The sequence below is a fragment of the Paludibacterium sp. B53371 genome (genome assembly GCF_018802765.1).
GTDB lineage: Bacteria > Pseudomonadota > Gammaproteobacteria > Burkholderiales > Chromobacteriaceae > Paludibacterium.
Genome location: NZ_CP069163.1, coordinates 1,604,009 through 1,623,040 on the forward strand (window position 1 = coordinate 1,604,009; position 19,032 = coordinate 1,623,040).

General features: G+C 60.9%; 18 protein-coding genes. 9 read left to right on the forward strand and 9 right to left on the reverse strand.

From position 1 onward, the window contains the following. Window positions 1–157 precede the first annotated feature (157 nt). The 6 genes from JNO51_RS07640 (at window position 158) to JNO51_RS07665 (ending at window position 3,514) form a co-directional block, all read left to right on the forward strand. On the forward strand, window positions 158–424 hold the full coding sequence (locus tag JNO51_RS07640) for a hypothetical protein (protein ID WP_215782418.1): 267 nt from the start codon (window positions 158–160) through the stop codon (window positions 422–424). Window positions 425–625: 201 nt separating this feature from the next. Further along, on the forward strand, window positions 626–961 hold the full coding sequence (locus JNO51_RS07645) for a hypothetical protein (RefSeq protein WP_215782419.1): 336 nt from the start codon (window positions 626–628) through the stop codon (window positions 959–961). Then, a complete protein-coding gene (locus tag JNO51_RS07650; protein ID WP_215782420.1) occupies window positions 958–1,299 on the forward strand; it encodes a hypothetical protein in 342 nt (113 codons plus the stop codon). The genes JNO51_RS07645 and JNO51_RS07650 overlap by 4 nt, the downstream gene beginning before the upstream one ends. 134 nt (window positions 1,300–1,433) lie before the next feature. Further along, window positions 1,434–1,730 (forward strand): hypothetical protein, encoded by a 297-nt coding sequence (locus JNO51_RS07655; protein ID WP_215782421.1) that lies wholly within the window; start codon window positions 1,434–1,436, stop codon window positions 1,728–1,730. A 210-nt stretch (window positions 1,731–1,940) separates the two neighbouring features. Next, window positions 1,941–2,198 carry a helix-turn-helix transcriptional regulator gene (locus JNO51_RS07660; RefSeq protein ID WP_215782422.1) on the forward strand — a complete coding sequence of 86 codons (258 nt, stop codon included), beginning with the start codon at window positions 1,941–1,943 and terminating at the stop codon, window positions 2,196–2,198. Continuing rightward, window positions 2,198–3,514, forward strand: coding sequence for a type II toxin-antitoxin system HipA family toxin (locus JNO51_RS07665; RefSeq protein ID WP_215782423.1), 1,317 nt, complete (start codon window positions 2,198–2,200; stop codon window positions 3,512–3,514). The genes JNO51_RS07660 and JNO51_RS07665 overlap by 1 nt, the downstream gene beginning before the upstream one ends. A 69-nt stretch (window positions 3,515–3,583) precedes the next feature. Here JNO51_RS07665 and ahpF read toward each other — a convergent pair whose 3' ends face one another. From ahpF to JNO51_RS07680, 3 genes are all read right to left on the reverse strand, one after another. Then, window positions 3,584–5,146 (reverse strand): alkyl hydroperoxide reductase subunit F, encoded by a 1,563-nt coding sequence (ahpF, locus tag JNO51_RS07670; protein ID WP_215782424.1) that lies wholly within the window; start codon window positions 5,144–5,146, stop codon window positions 3,584–3,586. 108 nt (window positions 5,147–5,254) lie between these two features. Further along, complete coding sequence (gene ahpC, locus JNO51_RS07675) at window positions 5,255–5,824, reverse strand: alkyl hydroperoxide reductase subunit C (RefSeq protein WP_215782425.1); 570 nt, start codon at window positions 5,822–5,824, stop codon at window positions 5,255–5,257. A 237-nt stretch (window positions 5,825–6,061) separates the two neighbouring features. Continuing rightward, the gene (locus JNO51_RS07680) at window positions 6,062–7,093 is read right to left on the reverse strand and encodes an FUSC family protein (protein WP_215782426.1); all 1,032 of its coding nucleotides are present in this window, start codon (window positions 7,091–7,093) and stop codon (window positions 6,062–6,064) included. A 299-nt stretch (window positions 7,094–7,392) separates the two neighbouring features. Between JNO51_RS07680 and JNO51_RS07685 the strand changes: the two genes are divergently transcribed. Both JNO51_RS07685 and JNO51_RS07690 read left to right on the forward strand, forming a co-directional pair. Then, the gene (locus JNO51_RS07685; protein ID WP_215782427.1) at window positions 7,393–9,384 is read left to right on the forward strand and encodes an FAD-dependent oxidoreductase; all 1,992 of its coding nucleotides are present in this window, start codon (window positions 7,393–7,395) and stop codon (window positions 9,382–9,384) included. A gap of 10 nt (window positions 9,385–9,394) precedes the next feature. Beyond that, window positions 9,395–11,194, forward strand: coding sequence for a [FeFe] hydrogenase, group A (locus JNO51_RS07690; RefSeq protein ID WP_215782428.1), 1,800 nt, complete (start codon window positions 9,395–9,397; stop codon window positions 11,192–11,194). 96 nt (window positions 11,195–11,290) lie between these two features. On the opposite strand, the gene JNO51_RS07695 is transcribed toward JNO51_RS07690, so the two are convergent. The 4 genes from JNO51_RS07695 to JNO51_RS07710 all read right to left on the reverse strand — a co-directional run bounded on the left by JNO51_RS07695 (window position 11,291) and on the right by JNO51_RS07710 (window position 16,531). Further along, the gene (locus JNO51_RS07695) at window positions 11,291–11,470 is read right to left on the reverse strand and encodes a hypothetical protein (RefSeq protein ID WP_215782429.1); all 180 of its coding nucleotides are present in this window, start codon (window positions 11,468–11,470) and stop codon (window positions 11,291–11,293) included. A gap of 339 nt (window positions 11,471–11,809) precedes the next feature. Then, the gene (mrdA, locus tag JNO51_RS07700; protein WP_215782430.1) at window positions 11,810–13,741 is read right to left on the reverse strand and encodes a penicillin-binding protein 2; all 1,932 of its coding nucleotides are present in this window, start codon (window positions 13,739–13,741) and stop codon (window positions 11,810–11,812) included. Continuing rightward, window positions 13,738–15,450, reverse strand: a complete 1,713-nt coding sequence (locus JNO51_RS07705) for a penicillin-binding protein 2 (protein WP_215782431.1) — start codon at window positions 15,448–15,450, stop codon at window positions 13,738–13,740. The genes mrdA and JNO51_RS07705 overlap by 4 nt, the downstream gene beginning before the upstream one ends. A 154-nt stretch (window positions 15,451–15,604) precedes the next feature. Next, complete coding sequence (locus tag JNO51_RS07710) at window positions 15,605–16,531, reverse strand: patatin family protein (RefSeq protein ID WP_215782432.1); 927 nt, start codon at window positions 16,529–16,531, stop codon at window positions 15,605–15,607. A 476-nt stretch (window positions 16,532–17,007) separates the two neighbouring features. Between JNO51_RS07710 and JNO51_RS07715 the strand changes: the two genes are divergently transcribed. After that, the gene (locus JNO51_RS07715; protein ID WP_215782433.1) at window positions 17,008–17,634 is read left to right on the forward strand and encodes a protein phosphatase CheZ; all 627 of its coding nucleotides are present in this window, start codon (window positions 17,008–17,010) and stop codon (window positions 17,632–17,634) included. A gap of 10 nt (window positions 17,635–17,644) precedes the next feature. On the opposite strand, the gene JNO51_RS07720 is transcribed toward JNO51_RS07715, so the two are convergent. Together JNO51_RS07720 and JNO51_RS07725 are read right to left on the reverse strand one after the other, a co-directional pair. After that, the gene (locus JNO51_RS07720) at window positions 17,645–18,016 is read right to left on the reverse strand and encodes a hypothetical protein (protein WP_215782434.1); all 372 of its coding nucleotides are present in this window, start codon (window positions 18,014–18,016) and stop codon (window positions 17,645–17,647) included. 106 nt (window positions 18,017–18,122) lie between these two features. Then, window positions 18,123–19,022 carry a LysR family transcriptional regulator gene (locus JNO51_RS07725; protein ID WP_215782435.1) on the reverse strand — a complete coding sequence of 300 codons (900 nt, stop codon included), beginning with the start codon at window positions 19,020–19,022 and terminating at the stop codon, window positions 18,123–18,125. Window positions 19,023–19,032: the final 10 nt, after the last annotated feature.

The window sequence follows — 19,032 nt, forward strand, 5'->3', positions numbered from 1 at the left end:
ACGTCCATCCAGGATTCGATACCGGTGTGCTGAGGTCCTCACTTGGAGACCAAGTGGTATTGGGAGGCATGCAGGGAAATCAAAGTGCGATATTTAATTCTATGGGCCAACGTGCAATTTTCACGCCGGCCGGCGACAGTTTGAATGGGTGGATACCATGGTAAAACCAAGAGTTCTCCGCATTCCTGATATGGAACCTATTGCGAAAGAGGTGATGCATAATGCATTGACAGGCTATATCCCCCCCACGGAAGAGCAGAAAAAGCACTTAACGCTAGGAAAAGTTCTTACAGATACCGAGGGCGTTTTCGAGCTATACGTTCCAGCAGATCGTCCACAGGATGCAACCGTTATTAGTCGCGTAACGATTGACAGGATGACTGGTGGGGTGAAGGTAGAGGTCTTTCTTACACCCCAAAATTGATGCTGCCCTAGTCATCTTCAATGTCGCCGCATCGGTGGCCATTGTGTAGCTAGCCCAAAGCCAGGGCGGGCAGGCCAGAGGCCTTGCTCGCGTGTTGAGTACGAACTCCTATCCGAAGTGGGGGTATGGTGGCTATCGGCAATTTACAGGAACGACAAGCTCGTTCTCCCGTGACTGGATCGTGCCTGGATGGAGTAACTGATGAGTACTGCTGACGCACAATTCGTACAGGCCGTTGTCGCGGAAGCGAAGCAAAGTGGTCGTACATTCTCAAGGGACGTGCTTAAGGGCTGTTACTGCGCTGACCTTAAATTGTGTGGAGCGACGGAATTGCCAGCTGTTTCCGAAAAGTGGATTGACCTCTATATTGCTATCGACCCAAACAGCGTTAACTCAGAGCTTGCCGAAGTGTGGCAGACGGCCCCGCGAGTGAGCGGTGTAAATGGTCTTCCCTATCAACGTTCGATTTGGTCCCAAGAGGTTACGATTTATCAAACGATTCCCCAGGCAGCAATTATTGGACCTGTAAAACCATGAATGATACTGACAAAGATTTGCGTGACATTCGGGAAAGAGTGTCGGAATTTTTGACGCCTCTTTATGCCCGGAAAATAATTGATAAAGTGGCATTTGAAAATCTAGAAAATTGTGTGCGTTGTTTTGCTCGGAAGATAAAGGGGTCTGAGCTTGTGCCTAGATCAGTACTTAATGAGATCAAGGTGACGATTGGTGTATTGCGCGCAGAGGCGCACTGCTTGGGCGCTGAGGCGTCGATTACGATTGACATGGCCAACCGCCTAGAGATGATCCTCGATTTAATTTTGCGTGGTGAGTCGCCTGATGATCGCATTCCTGGCGTTCCAAGGATTATTTGATGGTTGCGAAATATTACGTTTCTTCGATTAATCCACAAGCGCAGATAGACGTTAATGGCTTTGAATGCTTAGATCCAAATTTGCACATGATTGAATGGTTGGGCAGGGGAAAAGAAATTCGTTAGCTTGTTGTTATGGATGTCGAGTCTGAGTTGTATGCTCAGGACAAAAATGCACAAGTACTCTCTGTTGACTGCATCGGAGAACCGGGATATGAGACAAAAATAAAGCGCCAAAATTTCGGCCCCGCAGGAATTCTCAGCCAATTTTCGCTTACGTTGCCGCTGCGCATTCGCGTGAGGACAAGCGGCGGCGATGTATGGATTTTATTAGTTATGCAAAACTACAGTGCAGTCGATTTGGATGTGCCTGGGCAGCGAAAATTGACTCTAAATTTCAAAATTGTAGGACAGCCTAAAATTGAGACGTGAAAAGGGCCTTGTTGCATAAGTGTCGCGTCCCGTCGGCGATGTTGATGGTGCATGGGGCACTTGGCTACCGTGCCACCAATCCATCTGACCATTCCTCTCTGATTATTGCTTGAGAGTGATATTGTCCTACTATCACGCCTATGTGATTTTTTTGTTTGAAATTATCGCTTCAGGGTGATATTGTGTAGATATCATTCTGGAGTGATATGCATGAGTTACCCGGTGCAAAATCCGTCGCAACTGTCCGACCACATCAAGGCGCTGCGCAAACATCGCAAGATGACCCAGGCGCAACTGGCTGCGCGGCTGGGGGTGGGGCAGAGTCGCATGGCGGCAATTGAAAAGAACCCGGCGCTGATCAGCGTCGAGCAGCTGATGGCGATTTTGTCCGTGCTGCAAACCCGGCTGGAACTGCGGCCTCAGGAGGCGGATGAGACTCGCCCGACCTCGGCGGGAGTGGACTGGTAATGGCACAGCATGCCCTGGCGGTCTGGATGAATGGGCTTCTTGTCGGGCATTGGCGTTGGGGGCGCCAGGGCGCTGATCATGTCTTTGAATACACCCCGGAATGGCTGGCCGAGCCAGCCTGTCGCCCTCTGTCCTTGTCCCTGCCGATCACCGCCGAGCGTGTGGTACGGGGCGAAAGGGTGCTGAATTACTTCGATAATCTACTGCCGGACAGTCAGCGCATCCGCGAGCGCATTCGCAAGCGATTCCGCCTGACCACGACATCCACCGCCGCCTTGCTGACCGAGATCGGTCGCGATTGTGTGGGGGCTGTCCAACTGCTGCCCCCCGGCATGAGTCCGCAAGCGGTTCATGCCATCCAGGCCCGGCCGTTGACCGAGTTACAGATTGAGTCTTTGCTGGGCTCGGTCACGTCGGACGCCGTCCTGGGCCAGGATGGAGAGGCACGTGATGAATTCCGTATATCCATTGCCGGGGCCCAGGAGAAATCAGCACTGTTGTGCATGGACGGGCAATGGTATGAACCGACCGGCAGCACCCCTACCACGCATATCCTGAAATTGCCCCTGGGGTTGGTCGGAAACCGCCAGGCAGACTTGTCCACCTCAGTGGAGAACGAATGGCTGTGTGCTCGCCTCATGAAGGCCTGGGGCTTCCCGGTCGCCGAAACCGGGATGGCGACCTTTGGTGCCAAAAAAGTGTTGGTGGTGGAGCGCTTTGACCGTCGCTGGTCAGAAGACCGGCGCTGGATCATGCGTTTGCCTCAGGAAGATTTTTGTCAGGCAGCCGGCCTGGCCAGCCATGAGAAATATGAAAGCGATGGCGGACCGGGGATGCGTGCCTGTTTGTCCTTGTTGTCAGGAAGCGAGCATGCCATGCAGGACCAGATTCGCTTCCTGTGCGTGCAGTTTGCCTTCTGGCTGTTGGCTGCGACCGATGGTCATGCCAAAAATTACTCGATCTTTCATTTGCCGGGTGGCCGGTATCGCATGACGCCGCTCTATGACATTCTCTCTGCGTGGCCGATTATTGGTGCGGCGGCAAATCAAGTGCCATGGCAAAAAGCACGGCTGGCCATGGCCATCCGTGGTGCAAATACCCATTACCTGCTGCGCGAAATGATTCCGCGTCGCTGGCAGGCATTGGCAGACAGTTGTCACTTGCCGCAGGCCTATCTGGCCATGCAGGACATGGTCGCCAGCGCCGAAGCGGTGCTGAAGACCGTGGAGGCCGAATTGCCGGCTGATTTTCCGCTGTCTGTCTGGTTGCCGGTTCGAGATGGTGTTCGTGCGCAATGCCAGCGGTTTTTGCGCTGAAAGGGGGCGCAAAGAGGAGCGTTTGCCCCATCAAAAAAAGCCACCCCGAAGGGTGGCCAAGGCAGTACATCAGCGGGTTTGCTGACGAATCAGGTAGTCAAAGGCGGCCAGGCTGGCTTTGGCGCCTTCGCCCATGGCGATGATGATCTGCTTGAACGGCACGGTGGTGGCGTCGCCGGCGGCAAAGATGCCGGGGGCCGAGGTCTGGCCGCGTTCGTCCACCACAATCTCGCCGCGCGGGCTCAGTTCGATGCTGCCCTTGAGCCAGTCGGTGTTCGGCAGTAGGCCGATCTGCACAAAAATCCCTTCCAGCTCGACCGTGTGATCCTGCTCCGTGACGCGGTCGCGGTACACCAGTCCGGTCACTTTCTGACCATCGCCCAATACTTCGCGGGTCTGTGCGCTCTTGATGACCGTGACATTACCCAGGCTGTTGAGCTTGGCCTGCAGCACCGCATCGGCACGCAGGGTGTCGGCAAACTCCAGCAGGGTGACATGGCTCACAATACCGGCCAGGTCGATGGCGGCTTCCACGCCCGAGTTGCCGCCGCCAATCACCGCTACACGCTTGCCCTTGAACAGCGGGCCGTCGCAATGCGGGCAGAAGGCCACGCCCTTGTTGCGGTAATGCTGTTCGCCTGGCACGTTCATTTCACGCCAGCGCGCCCCGGTGGCCAGAATCACACTCTTACTCTTCAGCACCGCGCCGTTTTCCAGATGCACTTCGGCCAGCTGGCCGTCCTGCGCCGGCACCAGCTTGCTGGCGCGCTGCAGGTTGAGAATCTCGACCTCGTAGTCTTTGACATGCTGTTCCAGCGCCATGCCCAGCTTGGGGCCCTCGGTCTGGCTGACTGAAATGAAGTTCTCGATGGCCAGGGTGTCCAGCACCTGACCGCCAAAGCGTTCGGCCACCACCCCGGTGCGAATGCCCTTGCGTGCGGCGTAGATTGCCGCCGCCGAGCCGGCCGGGCCGCCGCCCACTACCAGCACCTCAAAGGGGGCGGTGTCTTGCAGCTTGGCCAGGGCGCGTTCCGCGCTGGCCTCGCGGTCGACCTTGGCCAGAATCTCTTCCAGACTCATGCGGCCGCTGCCGAACAGCTCACCATTCAGGTAGACCGAGGGCACGCCCATGATCTGGCGTTGCTCGACTTCCTGCTGGAATAGCGCACCATCGATCATCACGCTGCTGATGGCCGGGTTGGTCAGGGCCATCAGGTTCAGTGCCTGCACCACGTCCGGGCAGTTGTGGCAACTGAGCGAGATGAAGACTTCAAAATGAAGCGGGCCATTCAGCTGGCGGATTTGTGCCAGCAGCTCGGCTTCGACCTTGGCCGGATGGCCGCCGGTTTGCAGCAGGGCCAGTACCAGCGAGGTGAATTCATGGCCGAGCGGAATGCCGGCAAAGTGGATGCGACCGTCTTCGCCGGGTCGGCCTACGCTGAAGGACGGGCGCCGCGCCTGCTGGCCGTCGCTGCGCAGTTGAATCAGCGTGGACAGGCTGGCAATTTCCTGCAGCAGCCCGTACATCTCCTGCGCCTTGGTGCTGTCGTCCAGCGAAGCCACCAGCTCGATCGGCTGTTGCAGGCGGGTCAGGTAGCTTTGCAGTTGAGTCTTGATGTTTTGTTCCAGCATGGTGTTCTCCTGAATGCATGAGGGTGGCCGTTGGCACGGGCAAGGGCGGTCCCTTGCTGCTGCCAGCGGGGCAGCAGGGGTGTCGGGCTGGCCGACACCCCGGGGGCGTTAGATCTTGCCGACCAGGTCCAGCGACGGGGCCAGGGTGGCTTCGCCTTCTTTCCACTTGGCCGGGCATACTTCGCCCGGGTGGCTGGCGACGTACTGGGCAGCCTTGACCTTGCGCAGCAGTTCGCTGGCATCGCGGCCGATACCGCCGGCGTTGATTTCGATGATCTGGATCTTGCCTTCCGGGTCGATCACGAAGGTGCCGCGTTCGGCCATGCCTTCTTCTTCAATCATCACGCCGAAGTTGCGCGACAGGACGCCGGTCGGGTCACCCACCATCGGGTAGCTGATCTTGCGGATGGTGTCCGAGCTGTCATGCCAGGCCTTGTGGGTGAAGTGGGTGTCGGTCGAGACCGAGTAGATTTCCACGCCCAGTTTCTTGAATTCGGCGTAGTTGTCGGCCAGGTCGCCCAGTTCGGTCGGGCAGACGAAGGTGAAGTCGGCCGGGTAGAAGAAGACCACAGACCACTTGCCCTTCAGGTCGGCGTCGGATACCGGCACGAAGTTGCCGTTGTGGAATGCGGTGGCCTTGAACGGCTTGATTTCGGTGTTGATCAGGGAAGTCGACATGGTGTTTCTCCTATCAGGGGTTTGAGCAATCTCGGCTTGTGCCGTCGTGTTGCTATGCATGATATGGAGAAGCTATCAATCAATCCACTTGATTATATTTATGCTATTAATTGGTGTTGGCTATGGGCATGGGCAGGCTAAACAGAGGGGTCAGGTCTTAAACAAAGGGGTCAGGTCTTGTTTTTTGCACCCGGGCGCAAAAAACAAGACCTGACCCCTTTGTCTGGCTGTGGATGGTCAGGCTTTGCGGCGTTCGCGCGGCAGCCAGGGGCGGATTTTCAGGTAGATCACTGCGCCCAGCCCGGCGACGGCGCAGCCGACCACGGTGTTTTCCATGCGGGCAATGGCCAGCAGGGTGGAGGCCTGCGGGTAGCCGAAGTCCAGCAGCACCATCACCAGGGCGGTGATCGGTACGACGGCCAGCCAGTAGCTGCGATTGAGCAGCAGGGCGGTGGCGGCGCCCAGCAGCATGGACAGCACGGCCAGCCAGGCTTCGTTGTGGCACCAGGTCAGGATGGCCCAGCCGATCAGGGCGCCGATCAGGGAGCCAGCCAGACGTTGTACCAGCTTGGCCAGGCTGTGCTGCGGGTCGTAGACGGTGACGATGGCGATGGTCAGCGGCACCCAGTAGGCACGGGTCAGGTCCAGGCCATAGGCGATGGCATAGCCGGCCAGAATCTTGCTGGCGAAATAGAAGGTGAAGTCGCCATTGCTGTGCCGGCGGCGCAGTAGCCGGTTCATGGCCTCGAACAGCATCGGGCCGAATTGTTTTTCCGGTTTGCCGCTCAGCAGCCGGTCCAGCAGCACCGACAGAATGCCGGTAAGGCCGCCCAGCAGCAGGTAGCTGCCTGCCAGCGGCGACAAGCGCGGGTCACTGTTGCCGAATAAAAAGGCAATCAGCCAGTACTTGCTCATCAGCTCCACCGAGGTGCCGGTGCCCTGTAGCCAGCCGGCCAGCAGCGAGAAGGCCAGCAGAAAGGCCAGCGGGGCGCCCGGCACCCAGCGTCCGACATAGCCGGCAATGCCGCACAACAGCATGCCGACGGTCATGTAGACGATGGCGACGATGCGTTCGCTGGTCTGGCCGCCGTTATCGACAAACATCGAATATAGGCCCGCCACACCGCCATACACCGCCGGCATGAACTCGCCGCGCCACAGGGCGATGAACAGCGGCAGACCAATGGCAATGGCGCCGCGCATGGCGCGTCGCCAGTTGGCAGGCTGGCTGTTGTCAAAACTCAGTGCTGGGTGCAGGAAATGACGCATGGCAAAAGGGGCTAAGGGTGATGGAGCGGGAAATTAAAGCAAAAGTTGTCATATGGAAAGGGTTTTCTGATCACGGTGGGCCGGCGGGTCAAGCCATGGTCATATCGACCAGGCTCACTGCGTCAGATCAAGCCTTGCTGTAGCTGTCTCACTACACCTCACAACCCTTGTGGCATATCAAACAATGCGACTTGCCGCTGTCCTATGATGCGTGCGACGGCGCCATACCGGCGCAGCGACACGCGGCACAGGGAGTCGCAGTGTGGCGGGCAGGTTTCTTTTTCCCGAAAGGGTTTTCCATGACTTATCCGGTATACGGGATATGGGACGGCAAGCGTTATGACTACCGCCGCAAGGCACCGAAGGATCCGGTGACGGTGGTGAAAGGTCTGGAAACGCTGATCCCCGACAATCCCACCAGCGGTTTCATCGCTGATCGCGGTTTCCTGGTGTTTGATGGCAAGGCCAATCTGGCGCAGATGTTCCTGCAGCACATGACCCGTGCCGCGCAGGAGTCCTGTGGCCGCTGCACACCGTGCCGTGTCGGCACTCAGCGCCTGCGCGATCTGCTGCACCAGTTTGCCTATGACGAAACCCGTGGCGAGGTGCTGGCAGAGATCGAACTGCTGGCACAGCAAGTCACCGAGACCTCGCTGTGCGGCATGGGCCAGACCTGTGCCAAGGCGCTGTGGCAGGCGCTGCGCGAATTCCGCGACGAATTCCGTCCGCTGACTGTGGCGCAGTGTGCCCAGACCCCGGGCAGCTTCAGCTATACCACCGCGCCCTGTATCGAGGTCTGCCCGTCCAAGGTGGATGTGCCGAAGTACATCGATGGCGTCAAGGGTGGCAAATTCGACTACGCCCTGGGCGTGGTGCTGGAAAAATATTCCATGGCGGCCACCTGCGGACGCGTTTGTGTGCGTTTCTGCGAAGACGCCTGTCGCCGCAAGGCGGTAGACGGTCCGGTCGGCATTCGCATGCTCAAGCGTTATGCGGCCGATGTGGCGTTGTCCGGCGGCAAGGCGCTGGACATTCCGGTGCCGACGCTGAAGCGTGAACAGCGCGTGGCGGTCATTGGCGCTGGTCCGGCCGGCATCACCTGTGCCTACAAGCTGCTGCTCGATGGCTTCCAGGTCGATCTCTACGATGCGCAGAAGTCTGCAGGCGGCATGGCCTCGGTCGGGATTCCGAGCTATCGCCTGCCCAAGGATGTGCTCAAGGCTGAAACCGAAACCCTGATTCGCCATCTCGGCGGCCGTTTCTTCTTCGACAAGGCGCTGGGACGGGATTTCACGCTGGACGATCTGACCGCTCAGGGCTATCAGGCCGTATTCCTCGGTTATGGTGCCAGCCAGGGCACGCTGCTGGGGGTCAAGAACGAAGATCCGACGCTGGAAGGTTATGAGTCCGGGGTCGACTTCCTGCTCAAGGTGCACAAATACGTCGAGTTTGGCCTGCCTTACGAAGTGACTGGTGATGTGGTGGTGGTCGGTGGCGGCAACGTGGCCATGGACTGTGTGCGTTCGGCCAAACGCATGGGTGCTCGCTCGGTGCATCTGGTCTATCGCCGCACCGTGGATGACATGCCGGCCGATCGCGAAGAAATCGTCGCCAGCGGTCACGAGGCCATTCATTTCCATTGCCTGCAGAACCCGTCCTCGCTGGTGGTTCAGGATGGCCGTGTCACCGGGGTCGAGCTGGTGACCATGCGTCAGACCGAGCTGGATGCCCGTGGTCGTCGCAGTGTCGAGCCGGTGCCGGGCAGCGAGCACATCATGCATTGCGATCTGGTGATTGCCGCGATTGGCCAGCAGGTCGACAAGAGTGTGCTGCGTCCGGAAGACGGCATCACGCTCGACAAGTGGCACTGCATCACCGTCAATCCGGATACGCTGGAAACCTCCCGCAAGGGCGTGTTTGCCGGCGGCGACTGCGTGCTCGGGCCGTTGACCCTGGTCAACGCGCTGGATCACGGCGATCGTGCGGCCGCCAGCATTCGCGAATATCTGTTGACTGGCAGCATCACCATCAAGCCGGCGGCGCGCATGCAGCAACTGCTGGCCGCCAACAAGCTGCTGAGCGGTGAGGGCGTGGATGTGGCACCGATACCGCGTGAACGGGCACATGTACCGGAGCAGGCCGCCGAAGTGCGGGTGCGCAATTTCAAGGAAGTGGATGGCTGTCTGAGCAAGGAGGCGGCGTACGAAGAAGCCAAGCGCTGCCTGCGTTGCTACCGGGTTTATTCGCTCTCGACCGCTCGCCCGCTGGCCTCGGCCCGGGCAGGACAGTGAGGAGGCCGCCATGCAAGCATTGATTAATGGACAAGCGTACGACTTCAAGGCCGGGCAGACCATTCTGCAAGTGGCGCGCGAGCACGATATTTTCATTCCCACCCTGTGCGAACTGAACGATATCGACCACGCGCCGGGCACCTGCCGGGTGTGTCTGGTGGAAGTGAATGATGGCCAGAGTGCCGAGCCACGCTTTCTGACCGCCTGTGACACTCCGCTGCAGGAAGGCTGGCAGGTGCAGACCCGCACGGCCAAGGTGCAGGACATGCGCCGGGTGCAGGTGGAAATGACCATGGCTGATCACCATCAGTCCTGTTCGACCTGCAAGCGCAACGGCAATTGCGAGTTGCTCAGCGTGGCCAATTCGGTTGGCCTGACCACGGTCGATTTCCATTACACCCAGGGCTGGGAAAACGACGAACCGATGGATGAGGGCCAGGCGATCATCTATGACCGCAGCCGCTGCATCCGCTGTCAGCGTTGCGTGGCTGTCTGCCGCAATGTGCAGAACATCGACTCGCTGGAGCTGGCCGGCTGGGGCAGTACCGCCGGCATCCGTCTCAAGGGTGGTTCGGTCGAGCCCTCGCCCTGTGTGACTTGCGGTCAGTGCGTGATGGTGTGCCCGACCGGGGCGCTGTCCGAGCGGGATCAGACGCAGGAAGTGCTGGATTATCTGGCCGATCCGGGCATTACCACGGTGTTCCAGATGGCGCCGGCCATCCGTGTCGGCTTCGGTGAAGAGTTCGGTCTGCCGCCCGGCCACAATGTCGAGGGGCAGATTATCGCCGCGCTGCGCAAGCTGGGCGCCGACATCATTCTCGATACCAACTTTGCTGCTGATGTGGTGATCATGGAGGAAGGTACCGAACTGCTCGGTCGTCTGAGCCAGAAGAAGGGCCCGACCTTCACGTCCTGTTGTCCGGCCTGGATTACCTTTATCGAGAAGCACTATCCGGACATGCGGCCGATGCTGTCGTCAACCCGCTCGCCGCAGCAGACGCTGGGGGTGATCGCCAAGACCTATCTGGCCGAGAAGCGCCAGATCGATCCGGCGCGCATGCGGGTGATTTCCATCATGCCGTGTACCGCCAAGAAGGAGGAGGCGCGCCGGCCGGAGCATGTCAAGAATGGTCAGCCGGATGTCGATGTGGTGCTGACCATCCGCGAGTTCGCCCATCTGCTGCGTCGCGAGGGGATCGACCTCAAGCACATGACGCCGTCGGCCTTTGATGACCCCTATATGAGCGAGTACTCCGGTGCCGGGGCGATTTTCGGTACGACCGGCGGGGTGATGGAAGCGGCCTTGCGCACCATGTATTTCGTGGTGAACGGCAAGGAGCTGGAGCACATCGAAATTGGCCAGTTGCGCGGCTTCGAGAGTGTGCGTACTGCGCATGTCAATCTGGGCGGGGATTTCGGCGAGATCAAGGTGGCGATGTGTCATGGCCTGAAGGGCGCGCGCGAGGTGGTGGAAGCCATTCGTGCCGGCTCGGTCGACTTTGATTTCATCGAGATCATGGCTTGCCCGGGGGGCTGCGTGGACGGTGGTGGTACGCTGCGCTCCAAGAAGGCCTATCTGCCGCATGCGCTCAAGCGCCGGGCGACGCTGTATGACATTGACCGCCATACCAAGGCGCGCCAGTCACACAACAATCAGCAGGTGCAGAAGCTGTATGCCGACTTCCTCGAGGCGCCGCATTCGGAGAAGGCGCATCATCTGTTGCATACCAGCTATCGCGACCGCAGTTGCGTGCGCGCCGCCGATATTCGCGCCGTCTGGGGCGAGCAGGCGGAAGAAGGCCAGCGCTGATCGCTGAGCGAGCTGGATGTCATGACGCCCTGCCATGGAGACATGGCAGGGCGTTGTTTATTGCTGGGCGCGCCTGGGCGGGCAGGCAGGCGGCACTTATTCGGCCGGCAAGGGGTCGGGCGTTTTGACCGTGCGACGCTTGTTGAGCTCGCGCTCGATCTGTTCTGCCAGATCGACCACGCGCCGGGCAATCACCGGGATGTTGTTGATGCCGTCTTCCGGGTCTTTCCAGGAGGCGACAATGGTCGCAGCAGCGAGCAGGCTCGATTCATTCATGATGGGTTTTCCGTATGGGTGATAGCTGAAGCATAGTTGCTGCGCGGGGCGGGTGTACGGCTGAATCGGCAGGGCAGGAAGGGATCAATGAAAACGGGCGAGCCGGTTGGCATCGCCCGTTTTACGAGGGGGACCTCGGTTTGTCGGATTTACCGGATTTATCGCACACAGCGGCGACCTTCACGGTGGAATTGTTGCCAAGCAAAACGAATGGCGCTCAACAGTCGCATCATGATGATTCTCCTTTGGATTGGTTTTTGGCTGATGACCGGACCTCTGTGGTGCCGGTTGACTTCAAGCTACCGTGGCGCGGTGCTTGCAGCAATGCCATTTTCATTATTAACCCTTATTTTTTGCTGAAAATTCATTATTTATCGGTGTTTGCCGGGCGCTGGATAGTTGAATGTCATTATTGTTGCTGCTTTGCAGCAAGTAGCTGTCGAACAGTGCCCGGGCAATCGGCGCGGCACTGGCCGCGCCAAAACCGGCGTTTTCGACAATGATGGCGACGGCGATGCGTGGTTTTTCCACCGGCGCAAAGGCGATGAACCAGCTGTGGTCGCGATGTTGTTCCGGCAGTGCGGCCGCATTGTATTTTTCGCCCTGGCGGATCTGGACCACCTGAGCGGTGCCGGTTTTGCCGGCCATGCTGTAGGCCAGGTCGCGGCCCAGACGGGCACTGGTCCCATAGGCCATGGCACCCTGCATGCCCTGCTTGACGTAGGCAAAATGTTCGGCGGCATAGGGCAGGCGTGTCGCGTCGGCGCGCGGCAGGGTGGTGTCCTTGTCGGCCGGTTTGCCGCCCGGGGTGATGGCCCGCACCAGATGTGGCGGATGGATCAGGCCATCGCTGGCGAGGATGGCGGTGGCATGCGCCATTTGCAGGGGCGAGTAGGCATTGAAGCCCTGACCGATGCCGATGCTGACCACATCGGCAGGCAGCCAGCGTTGTGCGGCGGGCTGGGCGCGGGCAAAGCGGCGGGCCTTCCAGGCTTTGCTCGGCAGGGTGCCGCTGGCCTCGCCGTCGAGGTCGATGCCGGTCTGGCTGCCCAGCCCGAAGCTGCCGACCACCGGGTGGATGCGTTCGATGCCCATTTCCCAGGCCAGCTTGTAGAAGAAGGTGTCGCTGGAAACGGCGATGGCACGCTGCAGGTTGACCATGCCGTTACCCTGCTTGCGGCTGTCGCGGAACTGGTGGCTGGAGCCGGGCAAGGTGAAGTAACCCGGTGCCGGGCGGATGTCGTCCATGGCGATGGCGCCGGTTTCCAGCGCCGCCATGGCCATGAAAGGTTTGAAGGTTGAGCCCGGCGGGTAGGTGCCGCGCAGCGCACGATTGAACAGCGGGCGCTGCCAGTCTTCGTTGAGTGCCTGCCAGTTGTCCTGGTCGATGCCGTCGACAAACAGTGCCGGGTCGAAGCCCGGTTTGGACAGCATGGCCAGGACTTCGCCGTTTTGCGGGTCAATGGCGACCAGCGCGCCACGCCGCTCGCCGAATAACTGTTCTGCGCGTTGCTGCAGGCGGATGTCGAGCGTCAGGTGCAGGTCACGGCCGGGCTCGGCCGGGGTCTGGCGCAGGCTGCGCACGAAGCGGCCGCGTGAGTCGGTCTCCACCTGCTGGCTGCCGATCTGGCCGCGCAGCCTGTCTTCATAGACTTTTTCCAGACCGATCTTGCCCATGGACTGGGCACCGCGGTAGCGAGCCTCATCCTCTGCTTCTGTCAGCCGTTTGCGGTCGTCGGGGCTGATCCGGCCGACATAGCCCAGCACATGACTGGTCAGCGCACCGTAGGGGTAGTCGCGGAAGAAGCTGGCACGAATGTCGATGGCCGGCAGTTGCCAGGCATTGGCCGCCAGCCGGGCAGCTTCTTCATCACTCAGTTTTTCCTTGATCACCACACTGTCGGCCGCGCGCTCCTGTTGCAGTCGCTGGCGAAATTGCCGCTCTTCGCGTGCAGACAGGCGGATCCAGCGACGCAGCTCGACCAGCAGGGCATCAATGTCGCCTGCCTCGGCAGGCTTGATGTGCAGGGTGTGGCTGGCCAGATTGTGCGCCAGCACCGCACCGTGGCGGTCGAGGATGCGACCGCGCGCCGGCTCGACCGGCAGCAGGGCAATGCGATTGCTGTCGGCCCGGGTGGCGAAGTGCTGGTAGCGCACCAGTTGCAGACAGGCAAGGCGGCCGAGCAGCAGCAGGAAGCCCAGCAATACCAGTGAGCCGGCAATCAGCAGGCGCAGGCGGAAGCGGCGGTCTTCGTCGTGATCGTATTTCATGGGGTGAGGTGTTCCTGTGGTGTGGCGTCGTCCGGCTGATCCGGTGCGATGCCGAGAATGTGCAGCGCACCGCGCGCCACGTCGGCAAACACCGGCGCGGCGACTTCCCCGCCGTAGTACCGGCCGGCCCCGGGCTCATCCAGGGTGACGGCGATGATGATGTGCGGTGCCGGCCCCGGGGCAAAGCCGACGAACATCGCACGGTGGCGATTGGCGACATAGCGGCCGTTCTCCAGCTTGCGTGCGGTGCCGCTCTTGAAGCCGCTGCTGTAGCCCGGCACGCGGCCAGCCGGGTGTTCGCGCGCATTGCTTTGCAATAGTTTGTGTACGGCCTGTGCGCTGCCGCTGCTCAGTACCTGCCGTCCGGGTAGCGGGGTGCTCAGCTTGTAGAGCGAGACCGGCAGCAGCACCCCGTCGCTGGTCAGGGCGGTGTAGGCGCGGGCCAGTTGCAGCAAGTTGACCGAGACGCCATAGCCGAAGGACATGGTGGCCTGGTCGATCGGGTGCCAGCGTTCCCAGGGGCGCAGCTTGCCGCTGGTCTCGCCGGGGAAGCCGCTGCCGGCCGGCTGGCCAAAGCCAAGTGAGCGATAGAAGCGCCAGAAACGTTGCGGACTAATTTGCAGCGCCAGCTTGCTGGTACCGACATTGGAGGATCTGTGCATGATGCCGGCGATGTCGAGCCTGGGCTGCGGGCTGACGTCGCGCACCTGGCTGGCCCCGATGTAGTAAGGATGGGTGTCCAGCACGGTGCTCAGGGTGGCGATCCGATCCTCCAGGGCCAGCGCGATGGCAAAGGGTTTCATCACCGAGCCGCTTTCGAACTGGTCCACGACGCCACGCAGCCGTCGCGGTTCGGGGGGGACGCCGGCATGGTTGTTGGGGTTGAACGAGGGGTAGCCGGCCGCCGCCAGCAGCTCGCCGCTACGGGCGTCGAGCACCAGAACGCTGCCGCTGCGGGCTTTGTGTTGTGTGACGGCCTGGCGGATGGCGCGAAAGGCGAGGTACTGGATGCGGTTGTCGATGGCCAGTTCGATTTTCTGCCCGTCGCGGGCCGGCTGTGGTCTGCCCAGGCTGGCAATGATGCTGCCGCGGCGGTCTTTCAGTACCACCTGCTGTCCGGCGGCACCGGCCAGTTTGTCGTTCATGGCCAGTTCGATGCCTTCCTGTCCCTGGCCGTCGATGCCGGTGAAGCCGATCAGCTGGGCGGCGACCTCGCCGGTCGGGTAGTAGCGTTTGAACTCGCGCTGGGCAGCGATGCCGGGAATGTGGAGGGCCATGATGCGTTCTGCCAGTTCGGGGTCGATTTGCCGGCGCAGGTAGACGAAGTCGCGTTGCCGATCAGAAAGTCTGGCTGACAGATCCTGTAAGGGAAGGTTCAACAGCCTCGCCAGGGTGCGTAATTTTTCCGGTTCGACCGGTGCCATGTCGGAAGGGCTGGCCCAGATGGTCTGGACCGGTGTGCTGATGGCCAGCGGCTCGCCGCGGCGGTCGGTGATGATGCCGCGATGTGCCGGCAGCTGCAGAGTGCGCCGATAACGTGCCTCGCCCTGTTGCTGCAGGAAGGGTTGTTGGCGCCATTGCAGGTAGAGGGCGCGGCCGATCAGGCTGCAGAACGCCAGCGCCAGCAGCAGCCACAGCAGCAGGCTGCGCCAGGGCGGCACCGGGCGCACGGGTGTGCTGGTGGGCGCGCGTTTGTGGTCGCGGCTCACGGTTGCTCCTTTGCCGGGGTCGGTCTGGGTAAGTGCATGGTGCGGGCGTGGCGGGATCAAAGCGTCTTATTGTCTTGATCTCGCTGGCCCGCGGGGGCAGGGTGTCGGAGGAAATAAGCCTTCGTAAGGAGATTTCCGGGGGTGCCCCGGCGTCTCAGGCGGGGCTGGCTGCCTGATGGCGACGCAAGCGCCAGGCGTGTTGTTCGAGAAACTGCAGCGCACAGGCCTGACCGAGCCGATAGTCGTGGCGCAGTGCCTCCGGCTTGCTGCCCAGCAACTGGCTTTTCAGCGGGGTGCGCGGGGCCAGTTCGATGATTTTGACGCCCTGAGGGGGGCGGCGGATGAAGTCATGCGCCAGCAGGTAGCCATCCAGATGGCTTTGCAAAATGGCGGCCATATTGCTCAGGCGGCCACCATGAAGCAGGCGTGGCGGCAGTTTGAGCGGTTTGACGGCATAGCTGGCCGGCAGGGTGCGCACGACCACGATGCAATCGGCACCGAGTTGATGGGCGGCGCATACCGGCAGCGGTTCACTGACGCCGCCATCCCAGTAGTTGGCTTCACCCAGTGTCACGCCACCGCGGTAGAACAGGGGAATGGCACTGGAGGCCTTGATGGTGCTGGCCCAGTGCGTCTGGTCGAAGGGCAGGTAGTTGGCGGCCAGGGTGTCGCTGCGACAGGCCACCATATGCAGTTCGCGGCCACGCAGCCGGCGTGCTGCGCGTTCGGCGTCGAGCGGGAACTCCTGCGCCGTGGTGTCGAACAGCCAGTCCAGATCGATCAGGTGGCCGCCGCGGGCGAAGCGCAGCGGGTCGAAGAAGGCCTTGTGACTGCTGTAGCGCAGGATGATGTGCCGGGCGTAGCCGCGGGTGCCGGCGGCATAGGCGGCGAGGTTCTGGGCGCCGGCCGAGGTGCCGACCAGGGTACGAAAGGGAAAGAAGTCGTGCTCGAGGAAGGTGTCGAGAATGCCGGCGGTGAAAATGCCGCGCTGACCGCCACCTTCGCAGGCCAGCCCGAGCCGGCTGTGCCACAGCCAGGCGCCGGGATCTTGCTGACCGGTAAAGCGGATACTGAAGTTCATGACCTGCTCGCGCGAAAGGGTCAGGTCAGCATAAAACCTTCTGTGCGGTCTGACAAACCTTTTTGTGCACTGCGTCAAAAAAACAAGGCAGGCCACGGCGTTGCCCGGTCGGCCTGCCTTGTCAGCTTGTCTTGTCAGCCAGGGATCAGGGCTGCCGGGCGGGCGTCGCTCAGGACCACCAGTCGGGCTTTTTTCGGCTTGCGGCGTGGCGGACGAAACAGGGTCAGCAGGGCAGTATTCTTTTGCATCGATCGCTCCTTTGCGCGGGCGCGGCCTGTGGTCGCGGCATTTGTGTTAAACGTCTAGCCTAAATTAATCGTATGAAGTAACTATGATTGCGGCACTGCAAAATAGTTCACTGTGGTGTGAATTGATCTTTGTTGAGGCGGATTTGCCCTGGCGCAAGGGCGGTGCTTATAGATTATCGATTTATAATGTAATGTAATAAATATCCTAACCTGGTCATGAGGGCGTGAATGAGTACTCAGAAAGAGCAAAGGCAGGAAGTCTTTCAGCAACTGGGGCAGATGGCGCGCACCTTGCACAAGACCTTGCAGGACGTCGGGGTGGACAGTGAGCTGGCGCGTGCGGTGGATTCGATTCCGGATGCCCGCGAGCGGCTGGCCTATGTGCTGACCATGACCGAGCAGGCGGTATCCCGGGTGTTGAATGCCGTGGATGCCATGACACCGGCGCTGGAACAGAGTCAGTCCGAGGCGCAGGCTTTGCTGGCGCAGTGGGATCAGGTGGCCGGGCAACGGCGCGATTCAGCGGCTTATCGTGCCGCCATGCAGCGTACGCGTGATTTTCTGCAGCAGAGCGTCAGTGAGGGCGAGGCGCACAAGGCGCGGCTGATGGAAATCGTCATGGCGCAGGAGTTTCAGGATCTGACCGGGCAGGTGATCAAGCGGGTGGTGGAGGTGGCCGGCAAGATGGAAGCCGAGTTGCTGACGCTGTTGCAGCGCACTCAGCCGGGCAGTGGTCACAAGAAGAAGACGGACAGTCTGCTGAACGGGCCGGCCATGCAGTCGGATCTGCAGGGCGACCATGCGCTGGGGTCGCAGGCCGAGGTCGACAAGTTTCTCGATGACCTCGGCTTTTGAGTCGCAGCGTTTAGAACCAGCGGGTTGGGCGCTCGATGGCTAGCCGGTCGTTGAATTTGAGAAAGCCGGCGATGACACGGTAGATGTGCCAGATCCACAGGGCGCCCAGCAGCAGGAAGCCGATGCCGATGAGGGCGGTCAGCATGCCCAGCAGGCCGAAGGCCAGGGTGATCCAGAAGGTGCGGATCAGCCAGGTGAAATGGCTGGCATACGCGGTGCCGTCAGCCTCTCGCCGCTTGATCAGGGCGACGATCAGCCCGATCAGGGTGCACAGCGGGACGAACAGGCCCAGTCCGAAAAGTATGTAGCAGGCCAGGGTGACGCCGTGCAGCGGCGATGCCGGGTTGATCTGCCCATCGTCAATGACCGTTTCGTAATACATGTTTGTTCCTTGTTTGTCTGAATCCGCCCGTCCGGGCATGGGTTTTTTTACCGTATGTCGCTCCTGGCGGCAAGCCATTGCTGCCTTGCTCCCGTCAGAAGAGGCGCTACTGGTCCCAGGCTGGTTCCTCGCCAAAATATTCTGCCAGAAAGTCCACCAGTGCCCGCAGGGCACTCGACATCTGTCTGCGTGAGGCATAAACGGCATAAATGCGCATATCGCGTGGCCGGAAGTTGGCCAGTACGGGTAACAGACGCCCGGCGCGCAGCTCGCCGGCCGCCAGGTAGGTCGGTAGTTGGGCGATGCCGACGCCAGCCAGGGCGGCGGCCATCAGTGAGGTCACTTCGTTGGCGCTCAGGTTGCCGCTGACGGCGACGGAGAGGGGGCCGTCCGCCTGCTCGAAATGCCACAGGCTCTTGCCGGCATACACGTGGGTCAAACAGTTGTGCTGTGCGAGTTCTTCCGGTCGGCGCGGCGGCGCATGGCGCTGCAGGTAGTCGGGAGAGGCGCACAGGATGGAGCGGCACAGGCTGATCTGCCGGGCAATCAGGTTGGGGTCGAGCTCGTTGGTGATGCGGATGGCCAGGTCGATACGTTCTTCTACCAGGTTGACGGTGCGGTCGAGCAGTTGCATGTCGACCGTGACGGCAGGGTGATGACTGACAAAGGCGCCGAGGGCGGCTGCCAGCTGGGCCTGACCGAAGGAGGTGCTGCAGGTGACGCGCACCAGGCCGCGCGGGGCGTCGTCCGGCGCGCGCAGGTTGTGTTGCAGCTCGCTGGCCATGTCCAGCATTTGCCGGCAGCGCGGCAGGGTCTGTTCGCCGGCAGGGGTCAGGCTCAGTCGCCGGGTCGTCCGGTGCAGCAGGCGGGCGCCCGCCCATTGTTCCAGTTCGGCCAGATAGCGCGAGACAACAGGGCGTGAAAGATCAAGCTGTTCGGCGGCGGCGGACTGGCTGCCGCTGTCGACGACGGTGACGAAGACCCGCATGGCGGTCAGTCTGTCCATGATTTGACCG

Bases quoted from the DNA above. Each gene is read 5' to 3' on its own strand.
- JNO51_RS07640 (WP_215782418.1), top strand. From the start codon at position 158: ATGGTAAAACCAAGAGTTCTCCGCATTCCTGATATGGAACCTATTGCG.
- JNO51_RS07645 (WP_215782419.1), top strand. From the start codon at position 626: ATGAGTACTGCTGACGCACAATTCGTACAGGCCGTTGTCGCGGAAGCG.
- JNO51_RS07650 (WP_215782420.1), top strand. From the start codon at position 958: ATGAATGATACTGACAAAGATTTGCGTGACATTCGGGAAAGAGTGTCG.
- JNO51_RS07655 (WP_215782421.1), top strand. From the start codon at position 1,434: ATGGATGTCGAGTCTGAGTTGTATGCTCAGGACAAAAATGCACAAGTA.
- JNO51_RS07660 (WP_215782422.1), top strand. From the start codon at position 1,941: ATGAGTTACCCGGTGCAAAATCCGTCGCAACTGTCCGACCACATCAAG.
- JNO51_RS07665 (WP_215782423.1), top strand. From the start codon at position 2,198: ATGGCACAGCATGCCCTGGCGGTCTGGATGAATGGGCTTCTTGTCGGG.
- ahpF (WP_215782424.1), bottom strand. From the start codon at position 5,146: ATGCTGGAACAAAACATCAAGACTCAACTGCAAAGCTACCTGACCCGC.
- ahpC (WP_215782425.1), bottom strand. From the start codon at position 5,824: ATGTCGACTTCCCTGATCAACACCGAAATCAAGCCGTTCAAGGCCACC.
- JNO51_RS07680 (WP_215782426.1), bottom strand. From the start codon at position 7,093: ATGCGTCATTTCCTGCACCCAGCACTGAGTTTTGACAACAGCCAGCCT.
- JNO51_RS07685 (WP_215782427.1), top strand. From the start codon at position 7,393: ATGACTTATCCGGTATACGGGATATGGGACGGCAAGCGTTATGACTAC.
- JNO51_RS07690 (WP_215782428.1), top strand. From the start codon at position 9,395: ATGCAAGCATTGATTAATGGACAAGCGTACGACTTCAAGGCCGGGCAG.
- JNO51_RS07695 (WP_215782429.1), bottom strand. From the start codon at position 11,470: ATGAATGAATCGAGCCTGCTCGCTGCTGCGACCATTGTCGCCTCCTGG.
- mrdA (WP_215782430.1), bottom strand. From the start codon at position 13,741: ATGAAATACGATCACGACGAAGACCGCCGCTTCCGCCTGCGCCTGCTG.
- JNO51_RS07710 (WP_215782432.1), bottom strand. From the start codon at position 16,531: ATGAACTTCAGTATCCGCTTTACCGGTCAGCAAGATCCCGGCGCCTGG.
- JNO51_RS07715 (WP_215782433.1), top strand. From the start codon at position 17,008: ATGAGTACTCAGAAAGAGCAAAGGCAGGAAGTCTTTCAGCAACTGGGG.
- JNO51_RS07720 (WP_215782434.1), bottom strand. From the start codon at position 18,016: ATGTATTACGAAACGGTCATTGACGATGGGCAGATCAACCCGGCATCG.
- JNO51_RS07725 (WP_215782435.1), bottom strand. From the start codon at position 19,022: ATGGACAGACTGACCGCCATGCGGGTCTTCGTCACCGTCGTCGACAGC.